Source organism: Alloyangia mangrovi (assembly GCF_002300555.2).
GTDB classification, from domain to species: domain Bacteria; phylum Pseudomonadota; class Alphaproteobacteria; order Rhodobacterales; family Rhodobacteraceae; genus Salipiger; species Salipiger mangrovi.
Genome location: NZ_NTHN02000008.1, coordinates 86,016 through 103,114, shown reverse-complemented (window position 1 = coordinate 103,114; position 17,099 = coordinate 86,016). Strand labels below are relative to the sequence as shown.

Sequence of the window (17,099 nt, the reverse complement as noted above, 5' to 3'; positions counted from 1 at the left end):
CCTCTTCCCCCTTTGCCGCCCTTGCCTTAAAGAGCCCCCAACCACGCTAAGGGGAGTCAGGATGCAGGAACCGTCCATCACCGAAGAGCTCATCGCCGCCCACGGGATCAAGCCCGACGAATACGAGCGGATCCTGCAGATCATCGGCCGCGAGCCGACGTTCACCGAGCTGGGGATCTTCTCGGCGATGTGGAACGAGCACTGCTCCTACAAGAGCTCGAAGATCCACCTGCGCAAGCTGCCGACCAAGGGTCCGCAGGTCATCTGCGGCCCGGGCGAGAACGCCGGCGTCGTCGATATTGGCGACGGCCAGGCGGTCATCTTCAAGATGGAAAGCCACAACCACCCCTCCTACATCGAGCCTTACCAGGGCGCGGCGACGGGCGTGGGCGGCATCCTGCGTGACGTCTTCACCATGGGCGCCCGCCCGATTGCGGCGATGAACGCGCTGTCGTTCGGCGAAAAGGACCACCCCAAGACCCGCCAACTCGTGCATGGCGTCGTCGAGGGCGTCGGCGGCTACGGCAACTGCTTCGGCGTGCCGACGGTCGGCGGCGAGGTACGCTTCCATCCCGCCTACAACGGTAACTGCCTGGTCAACGCCTTCGCGGCGGGCCTCGCGGACACCGACAGCATCTTCTACTCCGCCGCCTCGGGCGTCGGCCGCCCGGTGGTCTACCTCGGTGCCAAGACCGGCCGTGACGGCGTCGGCGGCGCGACCATGGCCTCGGCGGAATTCGACGAGACCATCGAAGAGAAGCGCCCCACCGTTCAGGTCGGCGATCCCTTCACCGAGAAGCGTCTGATGGAGGCCTGCCTCGAGTTGATGCAGACCGGTGCGGTGATCTCGATCCAGGACATGGGCGCTGCGGGCCTGACCTGCTCGGCCGTGGAAATGGGCGACAAGGGCAACCTCGGCGTGCGCCTCGACCTCGAGAAGGTGCCGGTGCGCGAAAAGAACATGACCGCCTACGAGATGATGCTCTCGGAGAGCCAGGAGCGCATGCTCATGGTGCTCGACCCGGCCAAGGAAGCCGAGGCGAAGGCCGTCTTCGACAAGTGGGACCTCGACTTCGCCATCGTCGGCGAGACCATCGCCGAGGACCGCTTCCTCATCGTGCTGAACGGCGAGGTGAAGGCCGACCTGCCGCTCAAGGCGCTGTCGGGCACCGCGCCCGAGTATGACCGCCCCTGGGTCGCCACCCCCGCCGCCGCGCCGCTGGCCGACGTCCCGGGCGTCGATCCGATCGACGGGCTGAAGGCGCTGCTCTCCTCGCCGAACTACTGCTCGCGCGAGTGGGTCTACGAGCAGTACGACAGCCAGGTCATGGCCGACACCGTGCGCATCCCCGGCTTCGGCGCCGGTGTAATCCGCGTGCATGGCACCGACAAGAAGCTGGCCTTCACTTCGGACGTGACGCCGCGCTACGTGCGCGCCAACCCGGTCGAGGGCGGCAAGCAGGCGGTGGCGGAAGCCTATCGCAACCTCGTCTCGGTCGGTGCCCGCCCGCTGGCGACCACCGACAACATGAACTTCGGCAACCCTGAGAAGCCCGAGATCATGGGCCAGTTCGTCGGCGCCATCGACGGCATCGGCGCGGCCTGCCTCGCGCTCGACACGCCGATCGTCTCGGGCAACGTCTCGCTCTACAACGAGACCGACGGCGAGCCGATCCTGCCGACGCCGACCATCGGCGCCGTGGGGCTGATCGCGGCCGGCGAAGAGCCGATCCTCGGCTATGCCCGCGACGGACACATTGCGCTGCTCGTCGGCGAGACCAAGGGCCACCTCGGCCAGTCCGCCCTGCTCGCAGAGGTGTTCAACCGCGAGGAAGGCGACGCCCCGGCGGTCGACCTCGACGCCGAGCGCCGCAACGGCGAGTTCATCCTCGCCAACCGCGACCTCATCCGCAGCTGCTGCGACCTCTCGGACGGTGGCCTCGCCATGGCCGCCTTCGAGATGGCCGAGGCCTCGGGCGTCGGCGTGCACATCGACGCGGCGGACACCCCCACGCTCTTCGGCGAGGACCAGGCCCGTTACCTGATCGCCTGCAACTTCGACGCCGCCGAGGCGCTGATGAGCGCGGCCTCCGCGGCGGGCGTCACCCTCGCCACCGTCGGCAAATTCACCGGCGACACAGTCCGCTTCGGTGGCAGCGAGGCCCCGCTCACGGAGCTGGCCGCAGCCTACCGCGGCAGCTTCGGCGCCTACTTCGGCTGATTCGAAGCGGCGCGCCTCCCGCGCGCCGGGCTCCAGACCAAGGCCACGAGAGGCGGCTTTCCGCCCATATAAACGCCGCGTTCCATCCCGGACGCGGCGTTTTACCTGCCCCAGCGTCAAGCTGACACAAATTGTCACCAATTTGAGGACGTCCCTGCTTGCCTGCCGTGTGCAACGCCCTAAATTAACGGTAATTCACCCGTTAAGAGCGCGCGACAAAAACCCATGCAACCTAGAGGGGTGTCTCGCGCGATCGACCGCCGACACAGGCGATTCAAAGCCCGAGCAGAAAAAGACCATGAACAATTGGGACGACCTCCGGTTCCTCGTCGCACTTTCCAAGACCGGCACGATGACCGCAGCGGCGAAGCTGCTGGGCACCAACACTGCGACGGTCTCGCGCCGGATCGAACGGCTCTCCGACACGCTTGGGGTGCCCGCCTTCGTCAAGACGGCCGACGGATGGCGCCCTTCAGAGGCGGTGCGCGAGCTGATCAACGTGGCGCAGAACTTTGACGGGCAGCTCAAGTCGACGCTGAACAACCAGGGCGCGGGGCTGGATGTTGAATCCGTGTCCCTGAGCCTTGGTGCGTCGCCGATCATCGCTTCACTGGTGCTGTTTCCCGGGCTCGGACCGCAGGCCGACCTGCTGACCAACGTGCAGCTGACGGTGACCGAACGGCGCGAGCGCGAAGGGCTGGGCGAGAACGATCTCGTGGTGCAGTTCGGACGCCCGGACCAGGGCCGCATCGTCGCCCGCAAGGCTGGCGAGATGAGCTTCCGCCCCTATCGCTTCCGCGACAGCGATGCCGATGGCGGCTGGGTCGGCCTGAACACCAGCACCAGCCGGTCGCGCATCCTGAGGCAGGCCTATGAAGTCTTTGCCAAGGAGCCGAAGATCACCGTCGACAATTTCATCGCCCTGCATCGGCTCATGCAGATCACGCGAATGTCGGGCCCTCTACCCGATCTTTTGGCATGCCAGACACCGGACCTCGTGCCCGCCGCACCCGAGACAGCCCCCGAGACGCTGGAATGTTGGCTCTTCTATCATGAAAGCCGTCGGACGGATTCGGGCATGCGCCGCGCCGTGGACTGGATTATTCAATGTTTCGAGGCATCTGGCAGCATATCCGCGACTTCTGTCGCGGCTGACTAACAATGTTTACGCAAAGTTAGACTTGAAAATTTCCAGCTTGGTTTTGTGCTGGCCAAGTGTAACAGTGGCGACATGTTTCCAACCGGACCATTTGATTCCGGATTAACGAGCAGGACGATGGTGAGCTTTTTCCCCACTTTTCAATGCGCGCTGCGAATTCTGTTTGCCCTGTTGCTGGGTCATACGGTCGCGCTGGAAATCTTCACCGATGATCCGGTTCTCACGGGCGCCCTCGATGTGCGCATGCCGGGGCCGCTGGCCGCGCTGATCTGCGCCGTGCTCGCGTCGATCAGCATCTGGCTGATCCTCGGCGTCGCGACCCGCACCGTCGCCCTTTCCGGCTTCGCCATCTACCTCTGCCACGAGCTCCTTCTGCCCGATTTCACGGTCTTCGACCTCGAGACCGCGCAGCGGGTGATTGTCGTCGCGCTTCTGGCGTTGCCACTGGTCATCTTCGGCGGGGGCCGCTTCAGCGTGATCTCCCCGCACTTCCCCGAAACAGTTTAAGTCCGGTCCACCACTCACGCACCCGGATAACAGAAGCGGCCCCTCGGGGCCGCTTCATTTGTTCAGCGCGGGTGGCTCAGAGATCGTAGAGAGCGCCGAACTTGGCCTCGAGATACTCGAGCAGTGGCGCTTCCGAGGGGGCAACGCCGCAGGCGCGTTCGATCACCTCGCGCGGGGCATAGAGCCCGCCATGGCGCTGCACGGCCTCGCGCAGCCAGCCGGTGGCGGCGGTAAGGTCGCCCTCGGCCATCTGCGCGTCGAGATCGGGCACCGCCTGCCGCAGCGCCTTGTGCAGGCAGCCGGCATAGACATTGCCGAGACTGTAGGTCGGGAAATAGCCGAAGAGCCCCGCCGACCAGTGCACGTCCTGCAGCACCCCGTCCGAGGGCTTGTCGACGGCAAAGCCGAAGTCCGCCGCGAAGCGCTCGTTCCAGGCCGCCTCGAGGTCATCGACCGTCAGATCGCCCGAGATCAGCGCCCGCTCGAGATCGAAGCGCAGCAGGACGTGAAGGTTGTACTGCACCTCATCGGACTCGGTACGGATGTAATTGTTCTGCACCGAGTTGACGCTTGCGTAGAATTCCTCGGCGCTCAGCCCCAGGTCGCCGAACTGCGCCTGCATTTGCCCATGCAGCCAGCCGGTGAAGGCGCGCGAGCGGCCGAGCTGGTTCTCGTAGATGCGGCTCTGGCTCTCGTGCACGCCCATCGACACGCCTTCGCCCAGCGGGGTGAAGCGGTAGCCGGGCGCGATGGCCTGCTCGTAGGCAGCATGTCCGGTCTCGTGGATGGTGGAGTAGACGCAGTTGAACGGGTCGAGCGGGTTGGTCCGCGTGGTGATCCGCACGTCGTCGCCGCTGCCCGAGCTGAACGGGTGCACCGCCTTGTCGACCCGGCCGCGCGCCATGTCGTAGCCGAAGACCTCGGCCAGCTTGCGCGCCAGCTCCATCTGCTTCGCATCGTCGAAGGTGCCCGAAAGCGGCTTCGGCGCTGGCCGCTCGAGGATCGCCTGCCGCAGGTCCACGAGGCGCGGGCGCAGCGCGCCGAACATCTCGGAAAGCTGCTGCGCCGTGGCGCCGGGCTCGTAGTCGTCGAGCAGCGCGTCGTAGACGTCGCCGCCACCCGCAAGCGCGGCGCCCTCCTCGCGCTTCAGCGCAACCACGTCCTTCAGCACCGGCGCGAAGGCGGCGAAATTGTCGTCGGCGCGGGCCTCGGCCCAGACCCGGTGTGCCCGGCTGGTCAGCCGCGCCAGATCCGCCGCCAGCTTGCCCGGCACGCGGCCCGCGCGGGTGAAGCTGCGCTGGATGTGCCGAAGCTGCGCCTGCCCGACCTCGTCAAGCGTGGCGGCGTCGATCGCCGCCAGCCACTCGCCGACGCGCGGATCGGTGCGCCGCGCGTGCAGCACGCCTTCCAGCGCCGCCATCTCCTCGGAGCGCTGGTCCGCCGCACCATGCGGCATGGTGGTTTCCTGGTCCCAGCCAAGCCGGCCCGCCACCTGCGCCAGCGCGCCGGTCTCGCGCTGGAACGCCATCAGATCATCATATGCACTCATCTCAGCGGGCCTCGCGGATCGACTGGGTTTTCGGGAACTGCGCGCCGAAACGGGCGCGCAGGATCAGCACCCAGAGCACCACGGCCCCGAGCTGGTGGGTGATGGCGATATGCCAGGGTGCGACGTAGAGCACCGTTGTGATGCCCAGCACCACCTGCACGCAGAGCATCGCCATGACCGCGTTGAAGCGGAAGCGGGTGTCGGCGTTCGCGGACTTGCGGCCGCGCAGCCAGACCACCACACCGAAGACGAAGAGCAGGTAGCCCACCATCCGGTGCATGAACTGCACGAGCCCCGGGTCCTCGAAGAAGTTGCGCCAGAGCGGCACCAGGTCGAAGGGCTGCGGCGGGAAGAAGCCGCCCGCCATCAGCGGCCAGTCGGTGAACGACCGGCCCGCGTCGATGCCCGCCACCAGCGCGCCCAGCAGGATCTGCACGAAGGCAAGGTGCAGCAGGCCGGTGGACATCGAGAAGAGCTTCGGCTCGCGCAGGCGCCGCGCCTGCATCAGGTCGCGCTCCTGCCGGCCCAGCAGGAAGATGTCCCAGGCGATGAAGCCGAGGATGATGAAGGCAAGGCCAAGGTGCGTCGCCAGCCGGTAGGAGGCCACGGCCACCATGTCGCCGACGAGGCCCGAGGACACCATCCACCAGCCCACGGCCCCCTGCAGCCCGCCAAGCGCGCCCAGAAGCAGCAGCCGCCCAGTCCAGCCGCTCGGGATCTGCCGCGCCACGAGGAAGACGAGGAAGCCGAGGGCCCAGACGAGACCGATCACCCGGCCCAACTGCCGGTGGCCCCATTCCCACCAGTAGATGCCCTTGAACTCCGACAGGGTCATGCCCTTGTTGAGCAGCTCGTACTGCGGGATCTGCTGGTAGAGGGTGAATTCCTCCTGCCATTCGGCCTCGCTCAGCGGCGGGATTGCGCCGTGCAGCGGCTTCCACTCGGTGATCGACAGGCCGCTGTCGGTGAGCCGGGTCAGCCCGCCAACGCAGATCATCGCCACGACCAGCGCGAAAAGCAGCATCAGCCAGACCCGGATCGCGCCGCGGGCTCCGCCACGCCCCTTGTCGATCATGCCGCCCGTTGGGGCGGCCTTCGGGGTCTCCGCCCCAACCTCCTCGAAGAGCTTGCGGTTTCCGGCCATGGTCTTCTCCTACATCCGTCGCGGCGACGATAGGGGCGCTCCCGGCCCCCTTCAAGCCGCCATCACCCAAGCAAGGCGCGGCTCAGCCGCGCTCTTTCCAGCGCACCATCTGGCGCATCACCCCGTGCAGGGTCTTCACGTCCTCGCGGGTCAGCGGCATGCGGCTCCAGAGGTTGCGCAGGGTGAGTTTCATGCTCTCCGCCTTGTGCTCCGGGAAGAAGAACCCCGCCTCGGTCAGCCGCTCTTCGTAGTGCTCGGCCAGCTTCTCGACCTCGATGCCACTGGCCCATTCGGCCCCTGCCATCTCGACCCGCAGCGCCTCGATCTCCGAGGAGGCCCGCTGCCATTCATAGGCGCAGAGCAGCACGCATTGCGCGAGGTTGAGCGAGGGGAACTCGGGGTTCACCGGCACGTTGATCAGCGCATTGGCCAGCGCCACGTCCGAGTTCTCGAGCCCGGCGCGCTCCGGCCCGAACATCACAGCGACCTTGCCGCCCTGCGCGATGCGCTCGGCGGCTTCCTTCATCGCCTGCTCGGGCGAGTAGACGGGCTTGGTCAGCCCGCGCATTCGCGCCGTGGTGGCGAAGACCAGGTCGCAATCCTCGACCGCCTGCGCGGTGGTCTCGACCAGCTGCGCCTCGTCGAGCAGCCGCCCGGCGCCCGAGGCCATGGCCGTGGCCGAGGGGTTCGGCCAGCCGTCCCGCGGGCTCACCAGACGCATCCGGTCCAGCCCGAAATTCCACATGGCCCGCGACGCGGCCCCGATATTCTCGCCCATCTGCGGCCGCACCAGCACGAATGCGGGCTGCCTCGTCTCGCTCGGCATGACAAACTCCGTAAATTCGGCTCCCGCATAGTCCCGCGCGGGCAGAAGAGCAAGAAAGCGACACCTCGGTGCCCGGATTTCTCGCAGCCGCCAGCAATCCTTGCCGCCCGCGCCCGTGGCTGCCAAGAGGGGCGCAGCCTGAAAAGCGGAGCCCGCATGACCCTCAGAGACGCCAGACCCGAAGACGCCTCCGCCCTCGCCGCCCTGTCGATCGAGGTCTGGCTCGGCACCTACATCCGCCGCGGCGTGACCGCCGAATTCGCCGACTACGCGCTGGACACCTTTACCAAGGCGAACTTCGAGCGCTGGCTGGCACTTCCCGCCGAACGCTTCATCGTCAGCCAGAACGAAGAAGGCATCGACGGCTTCCTCAGGCTCACGCAGGGCGCGCCCGGTCCGATCCCCGGCTGCTCTGACACCGAGATCACCACGCTCTACGTCCAGCCCCGCCACAAGGGCCACGGCATCGGGCGCGACCTGCTGCAGGCGGGCCTCGGCGCGGCGCTGGCCCTCGATGCGCCCTCGGTCTGGCTGGCAACCAATACCGAGAACACGCCCGCCATCGCCTTTTACCAGGCGCAGGGCTTCGAGCGGATCGGCCGGACCTATTTCCGTCTCGGCGAAGAGGCCTATCCCAACGAGGTCTTCCGCTTCGCCTTCCCCCGGCACTGAGCGCCTCCGCTTCTTCTAGGTAAAAATATCCCCGCCGGAGGCCTCCGAAGGATATGCTGCGCGCATCCCCCGCAAGGAGCGCCGCGCATGAGCTACGACGAAGGCCTCGCCGAGACCCTCCGCGACGACATCGGCCCGCTCCCCGGGCTGACAGAAAAGCGCATGTTCGGCGCGCTGTGCTTCCTGCTCGACGGCAACATGATCTGCGGCGTGCGGGCCGAGGGCGGGCTCTACCGCGTCGGCAAGGAGGCGCAGGAGGCCGCGACCGCGCTCGAGGACGTCGGCCCCGCGATCATGGGCGGGCGGCGCATGGGCGGCTACGTAGAGGCCGCGCCCGAGGCCATGGCCGATGACACCACCCGCGCCCGGCTGACCGCGCTGGCGCTGGAGTTTGTCCGCAGCCTGCCGCCGAAATGACGCTGCCCCCTTCCTTGTGCCCTAAAGCCGCGATATAGGAGCGCAATTCGCAAGTCAGGAGCCGCGCCATGGCCGAAGCAGACCAGCCTCAGCTCTATCTCGTCACCCCGCCGGAGTTCGATCTCTCGAGCTTCCCGGACAAGCTCTCCTCGGTGCTCGACACCGCAGAGATCGCCTGCATGCGTCTCTCGCTCGCCACCCGCGACGAGGACCGGCTGCTGCGCGCCGCAGACGCGGTGCGCGAGGTGGCACATCGCTATGACATCGCGCTGGTGATCGACACTCACGTGGTGCTCGCGCAGCGCCTGGGACTCGACGGGGTCCACCTCACCGACGGCTCGCGCTCGGTGCGCGCCGCGCGCAAGGACCTCGGCCCCGACGCCATCGTCGGCGCCTTCTGCGGCAGCTTCCGACATGACGGCATGGTCGCCGGCGAGGCGGGGGCGGACTATGTCGCGTTCGGCCCGCTCAGCGGCGAGGTGATCGGCGATGGCGTTCTGGCCGACTTCGAACTCTTCGAATGGTGGTCGCAGCTCATCGAGGTGCCGGTGGTGGCAGAGGGAGGGCTCACCCCTGAACTGGTGGCGCAACTCGCCCCGGTGACCGACTTCCTCAGCATCGGCGAGGAGATCTGGAACACCGAGGATCCGGCCGCGGCGCTGAAGTCCCTGATTTCCGCGATACGCTGATATTTCAGCGCGTTACGTAAGACTTCTCACACATTACCTTCGGACGGATGCGCGGTTCTGAGCCGCGCCTCCGCCGCCCGCGCCAACGCCTTGCGATTGGCGAAGTCGGCGACCCGCAGAGGGTCGTGATAGACCACCTCCAGATGCCCCTGACGGCGCGCGCCCAGCACCTGCAGCAGATGCGGCCCCAGGGCCATGTCACCCCACCAGCCGTAGAAAGCCGGATCGGCGCCCGGCGGCGGATGATAGATCACCGTGACTGGCTGAACCTGCAGGTCAGGCTTCAACGCATCTGAAAGGAACGCCTCAAAAAGCGTTGTTTTAAAAGGCAGAACGCGTCGCCCGTCGGTCGATGTCCCCTCCGGGAAAAAGAGCAGCCTGTCGCCCTCCAGAAGCCGCCCTTCGATCACCTTGGGCTGCGCCTTCGCTTCGCGCCGGTCGCGCTTGATGAAGACCGTGCCGGTGAGTTTCGCCAGAAGGCCGATCCCCGGCCAGCCCGCCACCTCGGCCTTCGACACGAACAGCACGTTGCGCCGCGCGTTGAGCGCGAAGATGTCCAGCCACGACGAATGGTTGGCGACATAGGCACCCCGCCCGGTCATCCGTGCCCCCCGCGCCGCGTGACGCATCCCGAGGATGACGAAGACCAGACGGCAGACCACCTGCGTCACGACCGGCGACCAGACACGCTGCCCGCCCCGGATCACCCGCTCGGCCAGCAGCACCGCCAGCTTCACAACGATGCCCCCCAAGAGCAGCAGCACGATCAGCAGCCCGCGCAGCGCCGCCCGCAGGTAGTCCGCCCAGCCGAGCGCGATCTCCGGCGGCTCGGCCCCGCGCCAAGTCGGACCTGTCGGACCCGCTTCACCCGACGGATCGCTCACCCGCGCCCCCGCCGGACCCGCGCCGCTGCCTGCTCGTTGAGCCTTTGCGTGTCCATCACCAGGCAGACGTCGGTGGTGTTGAAGGCGTGGTCAACGAAGGCGCCCTCGCCCACAGTGCCGCCGAGCCGCAGATAGCCCTTGATCAGCGCCGGGGTCTCGACCATGGCGCGGCGGCGGTCGATCTCCTCCTCAGGGAGCAGGTCCATCGGCTGGAACGCCCGGCTGCGCACGCGCACGTCCTCGGGCGCCAGATGTCGCGCGTGCAGCAGCGACAGCGGATGCGCCAGGCGTTGCACATCGGTGCCATGGAAGGAGGCGGTGCCGAAGAGGATCTCGATCCCATGCTCGGCCACGTAATCGGACAGCGCCTGCCACATCAGCATGACCCCCGGCCCGCCGCGATAGTCGCGATGCAGGCAGGATCGGCCCAACTCCAGCAGGCGCCGCCCGCTCGCGCGCAGCGGCGCGAGGTCATATTCATCCTCGGAATAGAACTGTCCCGCCGCTTCTGCCTGGTCGTCGCGCAGCAGCCGGTAGACCCCGACCACCGCGCCCTGCTTGCGGGCATCGGTCAGCAGAAGGTGATCGAAGTAGGGATCGAACCGGTCGCGCTCGAGCCGGTTCTCGTGATCCACCAAGTCCCCGCCACCGCCCAGTTCAGCGACAAAAACCTCGTAGCGCAGGCGCTGCGCCGCCGTGATCTCATCCACCGTGCGCGCCAGCCGCACCGTCAAGTTCCTGTCGTCCAGCGCCATGGCCGTCCTCTGCTTGTTGGCGCGGTTCTAATGCGGAAGGGCGCAGAGGAAAACAGCTTTTGCACGGCCTGGCATGCGCGGTGGCCGTTCGCCGGGACTTCTGCAAGGTTGGTTAACCATTCGTAAACGACTGCGCCCTAAGCCTATGTGTCGAATACCGGCAGGAGGGTCACACGTTCGCCGTCGAGCACGACCTTGCCCTGCTCCCGAAAGTTGACAGTCACGCGGCCGCCGATATTGGATTGCACCTGCCCGATCCCCCAATCCGGTCTGTCGGGATGCTGCACCAGCATGCCCGGCTCCAGTAATGCGTTGAGATCGTTCATATCCATCCCCTTTCCACGAGGCCCTGATGCAACAGCATAACGCCAAACTCGCGACGCTGGTAGCCTCGCGCCTCTGCCATGACCTGGTCAGCCCGGTCGGCGCCATCGCCAACGGGCTCGAACTCCTGGCGCTCTCGGGCACGCAGCTCGACACGCCGGAACTGACCTTGGTGGACGACAGCTGTCGCGCCGCCCGCGCAAGGCTCAGCCTGTTCCGGGTGGCGTTCGGCCATGCCGAGGGCGAGCAGATGATCGGCCCGCCGGAAGCCGCGCGCCTGCTGCGCGACTACTGCGAGGGCGGGCGGCTCAGCTGCGACTGGCGCCGCCAGAGCGCCGCGCCGCGCCCCGAGGTTCAGCTCGCGCTGCTGGCGGTGCTCTGCTGCGAAAGCGCCCTGCCGCTGGGCGGGCGCATCGAGGTCGAGGAGCTGAACCAGGGCTGGAGGATCACCGGCACCGGCAAGCGCATCGCCCATGATGCGGCGCTTTGGAGCCTGCTCGGCCACCCCGGCAAGCTGCCCGCGCTCACCGGCGCGCAGGTTCATTTCCCGATCTTCGCCGCCCTGGCCGAGGAGCGCGGCCGCAACATCGAGGTTACCGCGGGCGAGGCCGCGGTCACCATCGAGATCAACTGAGCCTCAGCCGCGCACCGCGCCTTCGGAGCGCACCACGTACTTGAAGCTGGTCAGCTGCTCGGCGCCCACCGGGCCGCGGGCGTGCATCTTGCCGGTGGCAATGCCGATCTCGGCCCCCATGCCGAATTCGCCGCCGTCGGCGAACTGGGTCGAGGAGTTGACCATGACGATGGCGCTGTCGACGCGCTTTATGAACTTCTCCACCGCCGCCTCGTCCTGCGACAGGATGCAGTCGGTGTGCTGCGAGCCGTAGCGGCGAATGTGAGCGATGGCGTCGTCCTCGTCGGCGACCACCTTGGCTGCGATGATCTTGTCGAGATACTCGCGTCCCCAGTCGACCTCGGTGGCCGGGGTCACGCCTTCGACCTGCTGCACGCCTGCGTCGCCGCGCACCTCGACCCCGGCGTCGAGCAGCGCGCGGATCACGCCCTGGCCGATGGTGTCCATCGCCTCGCGATGGATCAGCAGGCATTCGGCGGCGCCGCAGATGCCGGTGCGCCGGGTCTTGGCGTTGAGCACCACCTTGAGCGCGGTCACCGGATCGGCGGCGCGGTCGATGTAGATGTGCACGATACCCTCGAGATGGGCAAAGACCGGCACCCGCGCCTCGCGCTGCACGAGGCCCACAAGCCCCTTGCCGCCGCGCGGCACGATGACATCGACATAGTCGGTCATGGTCAGCAGCTCCTGCACCGCGGCGCGGTCGCGCGTCGGAACCAGTTGGATCGCGTCCTCGGGCAGGCCCGCCTTGCGCAGGCCGTCAACGAGGCAGGCGTGGATCGCCGAGGAGCTGTGGAAGCTCTCGGAGCCGCCGCGTAGGATCACCGCGTTGCCCGACTTGAGGCAGAGCGCGCCCGCGTCAGCGGTGACGTTCGGGCGGGATTCGTAGATCACCCCGATGACGCCGAGCGGCGTGCGCACGCGCTTGATCTGCAGCCCGCTGGGACGGTCCCACTCGGTGATCACCTCGCCCACGGGATCGCGCTGCGCGGCAATGGCGCGCAGCCCGTCGACGACGCCCTGCAGGCGCTCCTCGGTGAGCAGCAGCCGGTCCATCATCGCTTCGGACAGACCCTTGTCGCGACCGAACTGCATGTCCTTTTCATTGGCGGCAAGGATCTCCGCGCGGCGGGCCCAGACGGCATCCGCCGCGGCCTCCAGCGCCTCGGTCTTGCGCTCTGGCGGGGTAAAGGCGAGCTCCGCGGCGGCGGCCTTGGCGCGTTTGCCGAGGTCGATCATGGTCGCGTGGATGTCTGTCAGGTCTTTCATCGCTCTTTACCCTAGGTTTGGGGTTTGGAGCCTCCTTATAGCGCCGTGACCTTGGGGGATACAGAGCCGATTGCGCGCCACCTCGCTGCCTGTCGCGGATGGCTGGCGCCGCGCCGTGCGTATTTGGAAAGAGAAGAAGCGGCTGGCTGTCCACACCCTTCTTCTCTTTGCAAATACGCAGTCTGCCCGTCCCGCCTGCGCGGTGCCGGGCAGGCGCGCTCAGAGCGCCATGTCGTCGCGGTGGATCAGAACCGCCCGGCCCGGGTAGCCGAGCACCTGCTCGATCTCCGAGCTGTGGTGGCCGATGATCGCCTGCGCCTCCTCGGCGGTGTAGCGGGTCAGCCCCTGCCCCAGCGCGCGCCCCTCGGCGTCGCGGATCGTCACCGGATCGCCGCGGCCAAAGGCACCCTCGGCCCGGGTCACGCCGACCGGCAGCAGCGAGCGGCCCTGCGCCAGCGCGGCGGCGGCGCCGGCGTCGACGGTCAGCACGCCGCAGGGCTTCATCGCGAGGATCCAGCCCTTGCGCGCCGCATGCGGGTCCATCTGCGGGGTGAACCAGGTGGCGTTGGCACCGTCTTCCAGCGCGCTGAGCGGATGCAGCACCGAGCCCTCGGTGATCGCCATGGCGCAGCCGGCGCCGGTGGCGGTCTTGGCCGCCATGAGCTTGGTCTTCATCCCGCCCTTCGACAGGCCCGAGCCGGCGTCGCCGGCCATGGCCTCGATCTCGGGGGTGATCTGGTGGATCACGTCGTAGCGCCGCGCCTTGGGATCCTGCGCCGGATTGGCGGTGTAGAACCCGTCGACGTCCGAGAGCAGGATCAGCTGGTCGGCGCCCACGGTGACGGCGACCTGCGCCGCCAGCCGGTCGTTGTCGCCGTATCGGATCTCGTCGGTGGCAACGGTGTCATTCTCGTTGACGATGGGCACCGCGCCGAAGCCGATCAACGTCTCCATCGTCGCGCGGGAGTTGAGGTAGCGGCGGCGCGAAGCGGAATCCTCGAGCGTCACCAGAACCTGCGCGGTGGTGATCCCATGCGGGGCCAGCGCCTCTTCCCAGGCGCGCGCAAGGCGGATCTGCCCGACGGCAGCGGCGGCCTGGCTCTGCTCGAGCGGCAGCGCCACCGGGGGCAGCTTCAGAATGCCGCGCCCGAGCGCGATCGAGCCCGAGGAGACCAGCACCACGTCGGCGCCGCGCGCCTTCACACGGGCGACGTCGGCGGCCATGGACTTCAGCCAGTCCTGGCGCAGCGCGCCGGTCTCTTTGTCGACCAGGAGGGCCGATCCGATCTTTACGACGAGGCGACGGGCCTCGCTCAGGGTCGCCATGTGGTGTCTTCCTCGGGCGCCTCGCGCAGGCGGTTCTCGTCGATATAGCCGCGCAGCGCGCGCAGCACCTCGGTCACGCCCTCGCCCGCCGCGCCGGACATGAGCATCACCTTGCCGCCGGTCGTGGCCTCGAGCTCTTCTTTCAGGAAGGCCCGCTCCTCGTCGTCCAGCGCGTCGATCTTGTTGAGCACGGTGACCCGGGGCTTGTCGGCGAGGCCCTCGCCGTAGGCCTCGATCTCGGTGATGATCGTCTGCCAATCCTCGAGCAGCGTGCCCGAGGTGCCGTCGACGAGGTGCAGCAGCACGGCGCAGCGCTCGACGTGGCCAAGGAAGAGATCGCCCAGGCCGCGGCCTTCGTGCGCGCCCTCGATCAGGCCCGGGATGTCCGCGACGACGAATTCCTTGCCGTCCACGCCGACGACGCCGAGGTTCGGGTGCAGCGTGGTGAACGGGTAATCGGCGATCTTTGGCCGCGCGTTCGACGTCGCCGCGAGGAAGGTCGACTTGCCTGCGTTGGGCAGGCCCAGCAGCCCGACATCGGCGATGAGCTTCAGCCGCAGCCAGATGGTGCGCTCGACACCCGGCTGGCCGGGGTTGGCACGGCGCGGCGCCTGGTTGGTCGAGGTCTTGAAGTGCAGGTTGCCCCAGCCGCCGTTGCCCCCCTTGGCGAGCATCACGCGCTGGCCGAGTTCGGTGAGATCGGCGATCACCGTCTCCTCGTCCTCGTCGAGGATCTCGGTGCCCACGGGCACGCGCAGCACGATGTCATCGCCGTCGGCGCCGGTGCGCTGGCGGCCCATGCCCGGCACGCCGTTCCCGGCGAAGAAATGCTGCTGGTAGCGGAAGTCGATGAGCGTGTTGAGCCCGTCCACCGCCTCGGCCCAGACGTCACCGCCACGACCACCGTCGCCACCGTCGGGCCCGCCGTATTCGATGAACTTCTCGCGGCGGAAGGAGGTGCAGCCTTTGCCGCCCTGGCCGGATCGGATGTAGACCTTGCAAAGATCGAGGAATTTCATGGTCGGGCTTTCCGGCTGGGTGACGTCGCGGCGCGAATTCGACAGGGTTGCGGCGCGGTTTAGCGCGACTCGGCGCGCGGCTCAAGTTGCTGGCGGGGCGTCATGGGGGCGCTGCCCCCGCCGCGCTGCGCGCGACTCCCCCGGGATATTTCTGCCCAGAAGAAACGGAGAGCTGCTCCGCGCTTCCGGTCCGGGCGCCCGAAATCGGAGGCCCCAAAAGCAGAAACGCCGCGCGGCCCGGAGGCTGCGAGGCGTCTGCGTTCCGAAGAAAGTGGCGCGGTTGACGGGGCTCGAACCCGCGACCCCCGGCGTGACAGGCCGGTACTCTAACCAACTGAGCTACAACCGCTCGCTACCGTCTGGACTGTGTCCCGAACGTGGGGCGCTTTTAGGCGGGGGGCCGGACCCCGTCAAGCGCTTTCCTAGGGGCAGTTGCGGATTTTTCTGCAGAGCCAGAAAAAACCTGCCGCGCCAGCCGTACGCGTGCGGCAGCGGGCCAGGGTTACTGCGGATTATGCCGCCATGTCAGATGGTTACGCTTGGTCACCCCGGACGTCGCAACGCCTATTGCGCCGCGGCCTCGCGCGCCATGCGTTCCAGCTCCGCCGAAATGAGGATGATCCGCGACACCTGCCCCCGCCCGTCGCTGCGCGCCATTTCATAAGCGCAATGTTCGAGCAGCGCCGCCGAGAGGCGCAGCAGTTCCGAGACCGCACGACTGCCCTGCATACCATGCGCCCTGGCGATCACGTCTTCGAACGCGGCATATTCGGCCGCGGGTTCCTTTATCGAATGAAGCATTCCCATGTCCCCTTCCCCGTTCCTTGTCGAGATGCGCCCCTTGCTGGCCTGTCCCGGCCTTCGGCAGGCGCCTCGACAGCGGTCCGGCGCCCCCACAACACCGGTCCATCCCCCTTCACCCCGGACACCCCCGTCCGGCGCGCAGTCTCTTCGGGGCGCTGCCAGCGCTGCACCCCTCGGTCGCTTTGCGTCGTCGCCTCCTCCCTGTTGAGGCTTGGACTCCTGTCTGGCGTGCCTGCGGGACGTCAGTCCCTGGCAGGCGCATTCTTTGGATGCGTGACGCCGAATAGCATCAAGATAGCACATCCTCCGCCCACAAAAAGTCATTTTTTATACCTTTGGATATGCTGCGGCGGGACCGACACGGGCGCCCAGCCCCAGCGCGCACCCTTTACCCCGGCGCGCGCTTTTCCTATATCTTCGCTCAGGAACCCCGAGGAAGGACCCGCCATGACCGACGCACCGCTTGAAGGCGCCCCGCTGATCGCGCCCTCCAGCACCGATCACCCGCTGTACGATTCGGTCGTCGAAGCGTGCCGCACCGTGTTCGACCCGGAAATCCCGGTGAACATCTACGACCTCGGCCTGATCTACACGATCGAGATCGCCGCCGAGAACGAGGTGAAGGTGATCATGACGCTAACCGCGCCGGGCTGCCCGGTGGCGGGTGAGATGCCGGGTTGGGTGCAGGATGCCGTGGCCTCGGTGCCAGGGGTCAAGGACGTGGATGTCGACATGGTCTTCGATCCGCCCTGGGGCATGGACATGATGTCCGACGAGGCCCGGCTGGAGCTGGGCTTCATGTAAGCCACCGCCACTGCGGAACAGACACGCAGAGCGCGCCCCCGTGGCGCGCTTTTTCTTTGGGCCTCTGCCATTTTTCCTTGGGCCTCCCGCATTGGC

The 17,099-nt window shown here is 67.5% G+C and carries 18 protein-coding genes and 1 tRNA gene; 8 read left to right on the top strand and 11 right to left on the bottom strand.

Features of this window, described 5'->3' with window-relative positions:
- Positions 1–61: 61 nt before the first annotated feature.
- The 3 genes from purL to CLG85_RS06605 all read left to right on the top strand — a co-directional run bounded on the left by purL (position 62) and on the right by CLG85_RS06605 (position 3,887).
- Positions 62–2,221: a phosphoribosylformylglycinamidine synthase subunit PurL gene (purL, locus tag CLG85_RS06615; protein WP_095883357.1), complete on the top strand. Its 2,160-nt coding sequence runs from the start codon at positions 62–64 to the stop codon at positions 2,219–2,221.
- A 298-nt stretch (positions 2,222–2,519) separates the two neighbouring features.
- Entirely contained in the window at positions 2,520–3,380 is an 861-nt protein-coding gene (locus CLG85_RS06610) for a LysR family transcriptional regulator (protein ID WP_095883356.1), read from the top strand.
- A 72-nt stretch (positions 3,381–3,452) separates the two neighbouring features.
- Positions 3,453–3,887, top strand: a complete 435-nt coding sequence (locus CLG85_RS06605) for a hypothetical protein (protein WP_141244632.1) — start codon at positions 3,453–3,455, stop codon at positions 3,885–3,887.
- 76 nt (positions 3,888–3,963) lie between these two features.
- Here CLG85_RS06605 and CLG85_RS06600 read toward each other — a convergent pair whose 3' ends face one another.
- The 3 genes from CLG85_RS06600 to CLG85_RS06590 form a co-directional block, all read right to left on the bottom strand.
- On the bottom strand, positions 3,964–5,436 hold the full coding sequence (locus CLG85_RS06600) for a carboxypeptidase M32 (protein ID WP_260348600.1): 1,473 nt from the start codon (positions 5,434–5,436) through the stop codon (positions 3,964–3,966).
- Position 5,437: 1 nt separating this feature from the next.
- Entirely contained in the window at positions 5,438–6,580 is a 1,143-nt protein-coding gene (ctaA, locus tag CLG85_RS06595) for a heme A synthase (RefSeq protein ID WP_095880472.1), read from the bottom strand.
- Positions 6,581–6,662: 82 nt separating this feature from the next.
- Entirely contained in the window at positions 6,663–7,406 is a 744-nt protein-coding gene (locus CLG85_RS06590; RefSeq protein WP_095880471.1) for an RNA methyltransferase, read from the bottom strand.
- A gap of 156 nt (positions 7,407–7,562) precedes the next feature.
- Between CLG85_RS06590 and CLG85_RS06585 the strand changes: the two genes are divergently transcribed.
- The 3 genes from CLG85_RS06585 to CLG85_RS06575 all read left to right on the top strand — a co-directional run bounded on the left by CLG85_RS06585 (position 7,563) and on the right by CLG85_RS06575 (position 9,184).
- Entirely contained in the window at positions 7,563–8,078 is a 516-nt protein-coding gene (locus CLG85_RS06585) for a GNAT family N-acetyltransferase (protein ID WP_095880470.1), read from the top strand.
- An 87-nt stretch (positions 8,079–8,165) separates the two neighbouring features.
- Positions 8,166–8,495, top strand: a complete 330-nt coding sequence (locus CLG85_RS06580; protein ID WP_095880469.1) for a TfoX/Sxy family protein — start codon at positions 8,166–8,168, stop codon at positions 8,493–8,495.
- Positions 8,496–8,563: 68 nt separating this feature from the next.
- Positions 8,564–9,184 (top strand): thiamine phosphate synthase, encoded by a 621-nt coding sequence (locus tag CLG85_RS06575; RefSeq protein WP_095880468.1) that lies wholly within the window; start codon positions 8,564–8,566, stop codon positions 9,182–9,184.
- A 26-nt stretch (positions 9,185–9,210) separates the two neighbouring features.
- Here CLG85_RS06575 and olsA read toward each other — a convergent pair whose 3' ends face one another.
- From olsA to CLG85_RS06560, 3 genes are all read right to left on the bottom strand, one after another.
- Positions 9,211–10,068, bottom strand: coding sequence for a lyso-ornithine lipid O-acyltransferase (olsA, locus tag CLG85_RS06570; RefSeq protein ID WP_375796902.1), 858 nt, complete (start codon positions 10,066–10,068; stop codon positions 9,211–9,213).
- On the bottom strand, positions 10,065–10,823 hold the full coding sequence (gene olsB, locus CLG85_RS06565; RefSeq protein ID WP_095880467.1) for an L-ornithine N(alpha)-acyltransferase: 759 nt from the start codon (positions 10,821–10,823) through the stop codon (positions 10,065–10,067). The genes olsA and olsB overlap by 4 nt, the downstream gene beginning before the upstream one ends.
- 143 nt (positions 10,824–10,966) lie before the next feature.
- Positions 10,967–11,149, bottom strand: a complete 183-nt coding sequence (locus CLG85_RS06560; RefSeq protein WP_095880473.1) for a DUF3553 domain-containing protein — start codon at positions 11,147–11,149, stop codon at positions 10,967–10,969.
- Between the two features lie 26 nt (positions 11,150–11,175).
- Here CLG85_RS06560 and CLG85_RS06555 point away from each other — a divergent pair, with 26 nt between their 5' ends.
- Complete coding sequence (locus CLG85_RS06555; RefSeq protein ID WP_260348599.1) at positions 11,176–11,781, top strand: histidine phosphotransferase family protein; 606 nt, start codon at positions 11,176–11,178, stop codon at positions 11,779–11,781.
- 3 nt (positions 11,782–11,784) lie between these two features.
- Here the strand turns inward: CLG85_RS06555 and CLG85_RS06550 are convergent, their stop codons facing one another.
- The 5 genes from CLG85_RS06550 to CLG85_RS06530 form a co-directional block, all read right to left on the bottom strand.
- Positions 11,785–13,050 (bottom strand): glutamate-5-semialdehyde dehydrogenase, encoded by a 1,266-nt coding sequence (locus CLG85_RS06550; protein WP_260348598.1) that lies wholly within the window; start codon positions 13,048–13,050, stop codon positions 11,785–11,787.
- Between the two features lie 219 nt (positions 13,051–13,269).
- Entirely contained in the window at positions 13,270–14,376 is a 1,107-nt protein-coding gene (proB, locus tag CLG85_RS06545; protein ID WP_260348597.1) for a glutamate 5-kinase, read from the bottom strand.
- Positions 14,364–15,395 carry a GTPase ObgE gene (gene obgE / locus CLG85_RS06540; RefSeq protein WP_224849867.1) on the bottom strand — a complete coding sequence of 344 codons (1,032 nt, stop codon included), beginning with the start codon at positions 15,393–15,395 and terminating at the stop codon, positions 14,364–14,366. Before obgE ends, proB begins: the two co-directional genes overlap by 13 nt.
- Before the next feature lie 272 nt (positions 15,396–15,667).
- A tRNA-Asp gene (locus tag CLG85_RS06535) sits at positions 15,668–15,744 on the bottom strand.
- 215 nt (positions 15,745–15,959) lie between these two features.
- Positions 15,960–16,196 carry a hypothetical protein gene (locus tag CLG85_RS06530; RefSeq protein ID WP_141244525.1) on the bottom strand — a complete coding sequence of 79 codons (237 nt, stop codon included), beginning with the start codon at positions 16,194–16,196 and terminating at the stop codon, positions 15,960–15,962.
- 450 nt (positions 16,197–16,646) lie between these two features.
- Between CLG85_RS06530 and CLG85_RS06525 the strand changes: the two genes are divergently transcribed.
- Entirely contained in the window at positions 16,647–17,003 is a 357-nt protein-coding gene (locus CLG85_RS06525; RefSeq protein ID WP_095881996.1) for an SUF system Fe-S cluster assembly protein, read from the top strand.
- The last annotated feature ends 96 nt before the right edge of the window (positions 17,004–17,099 follow it).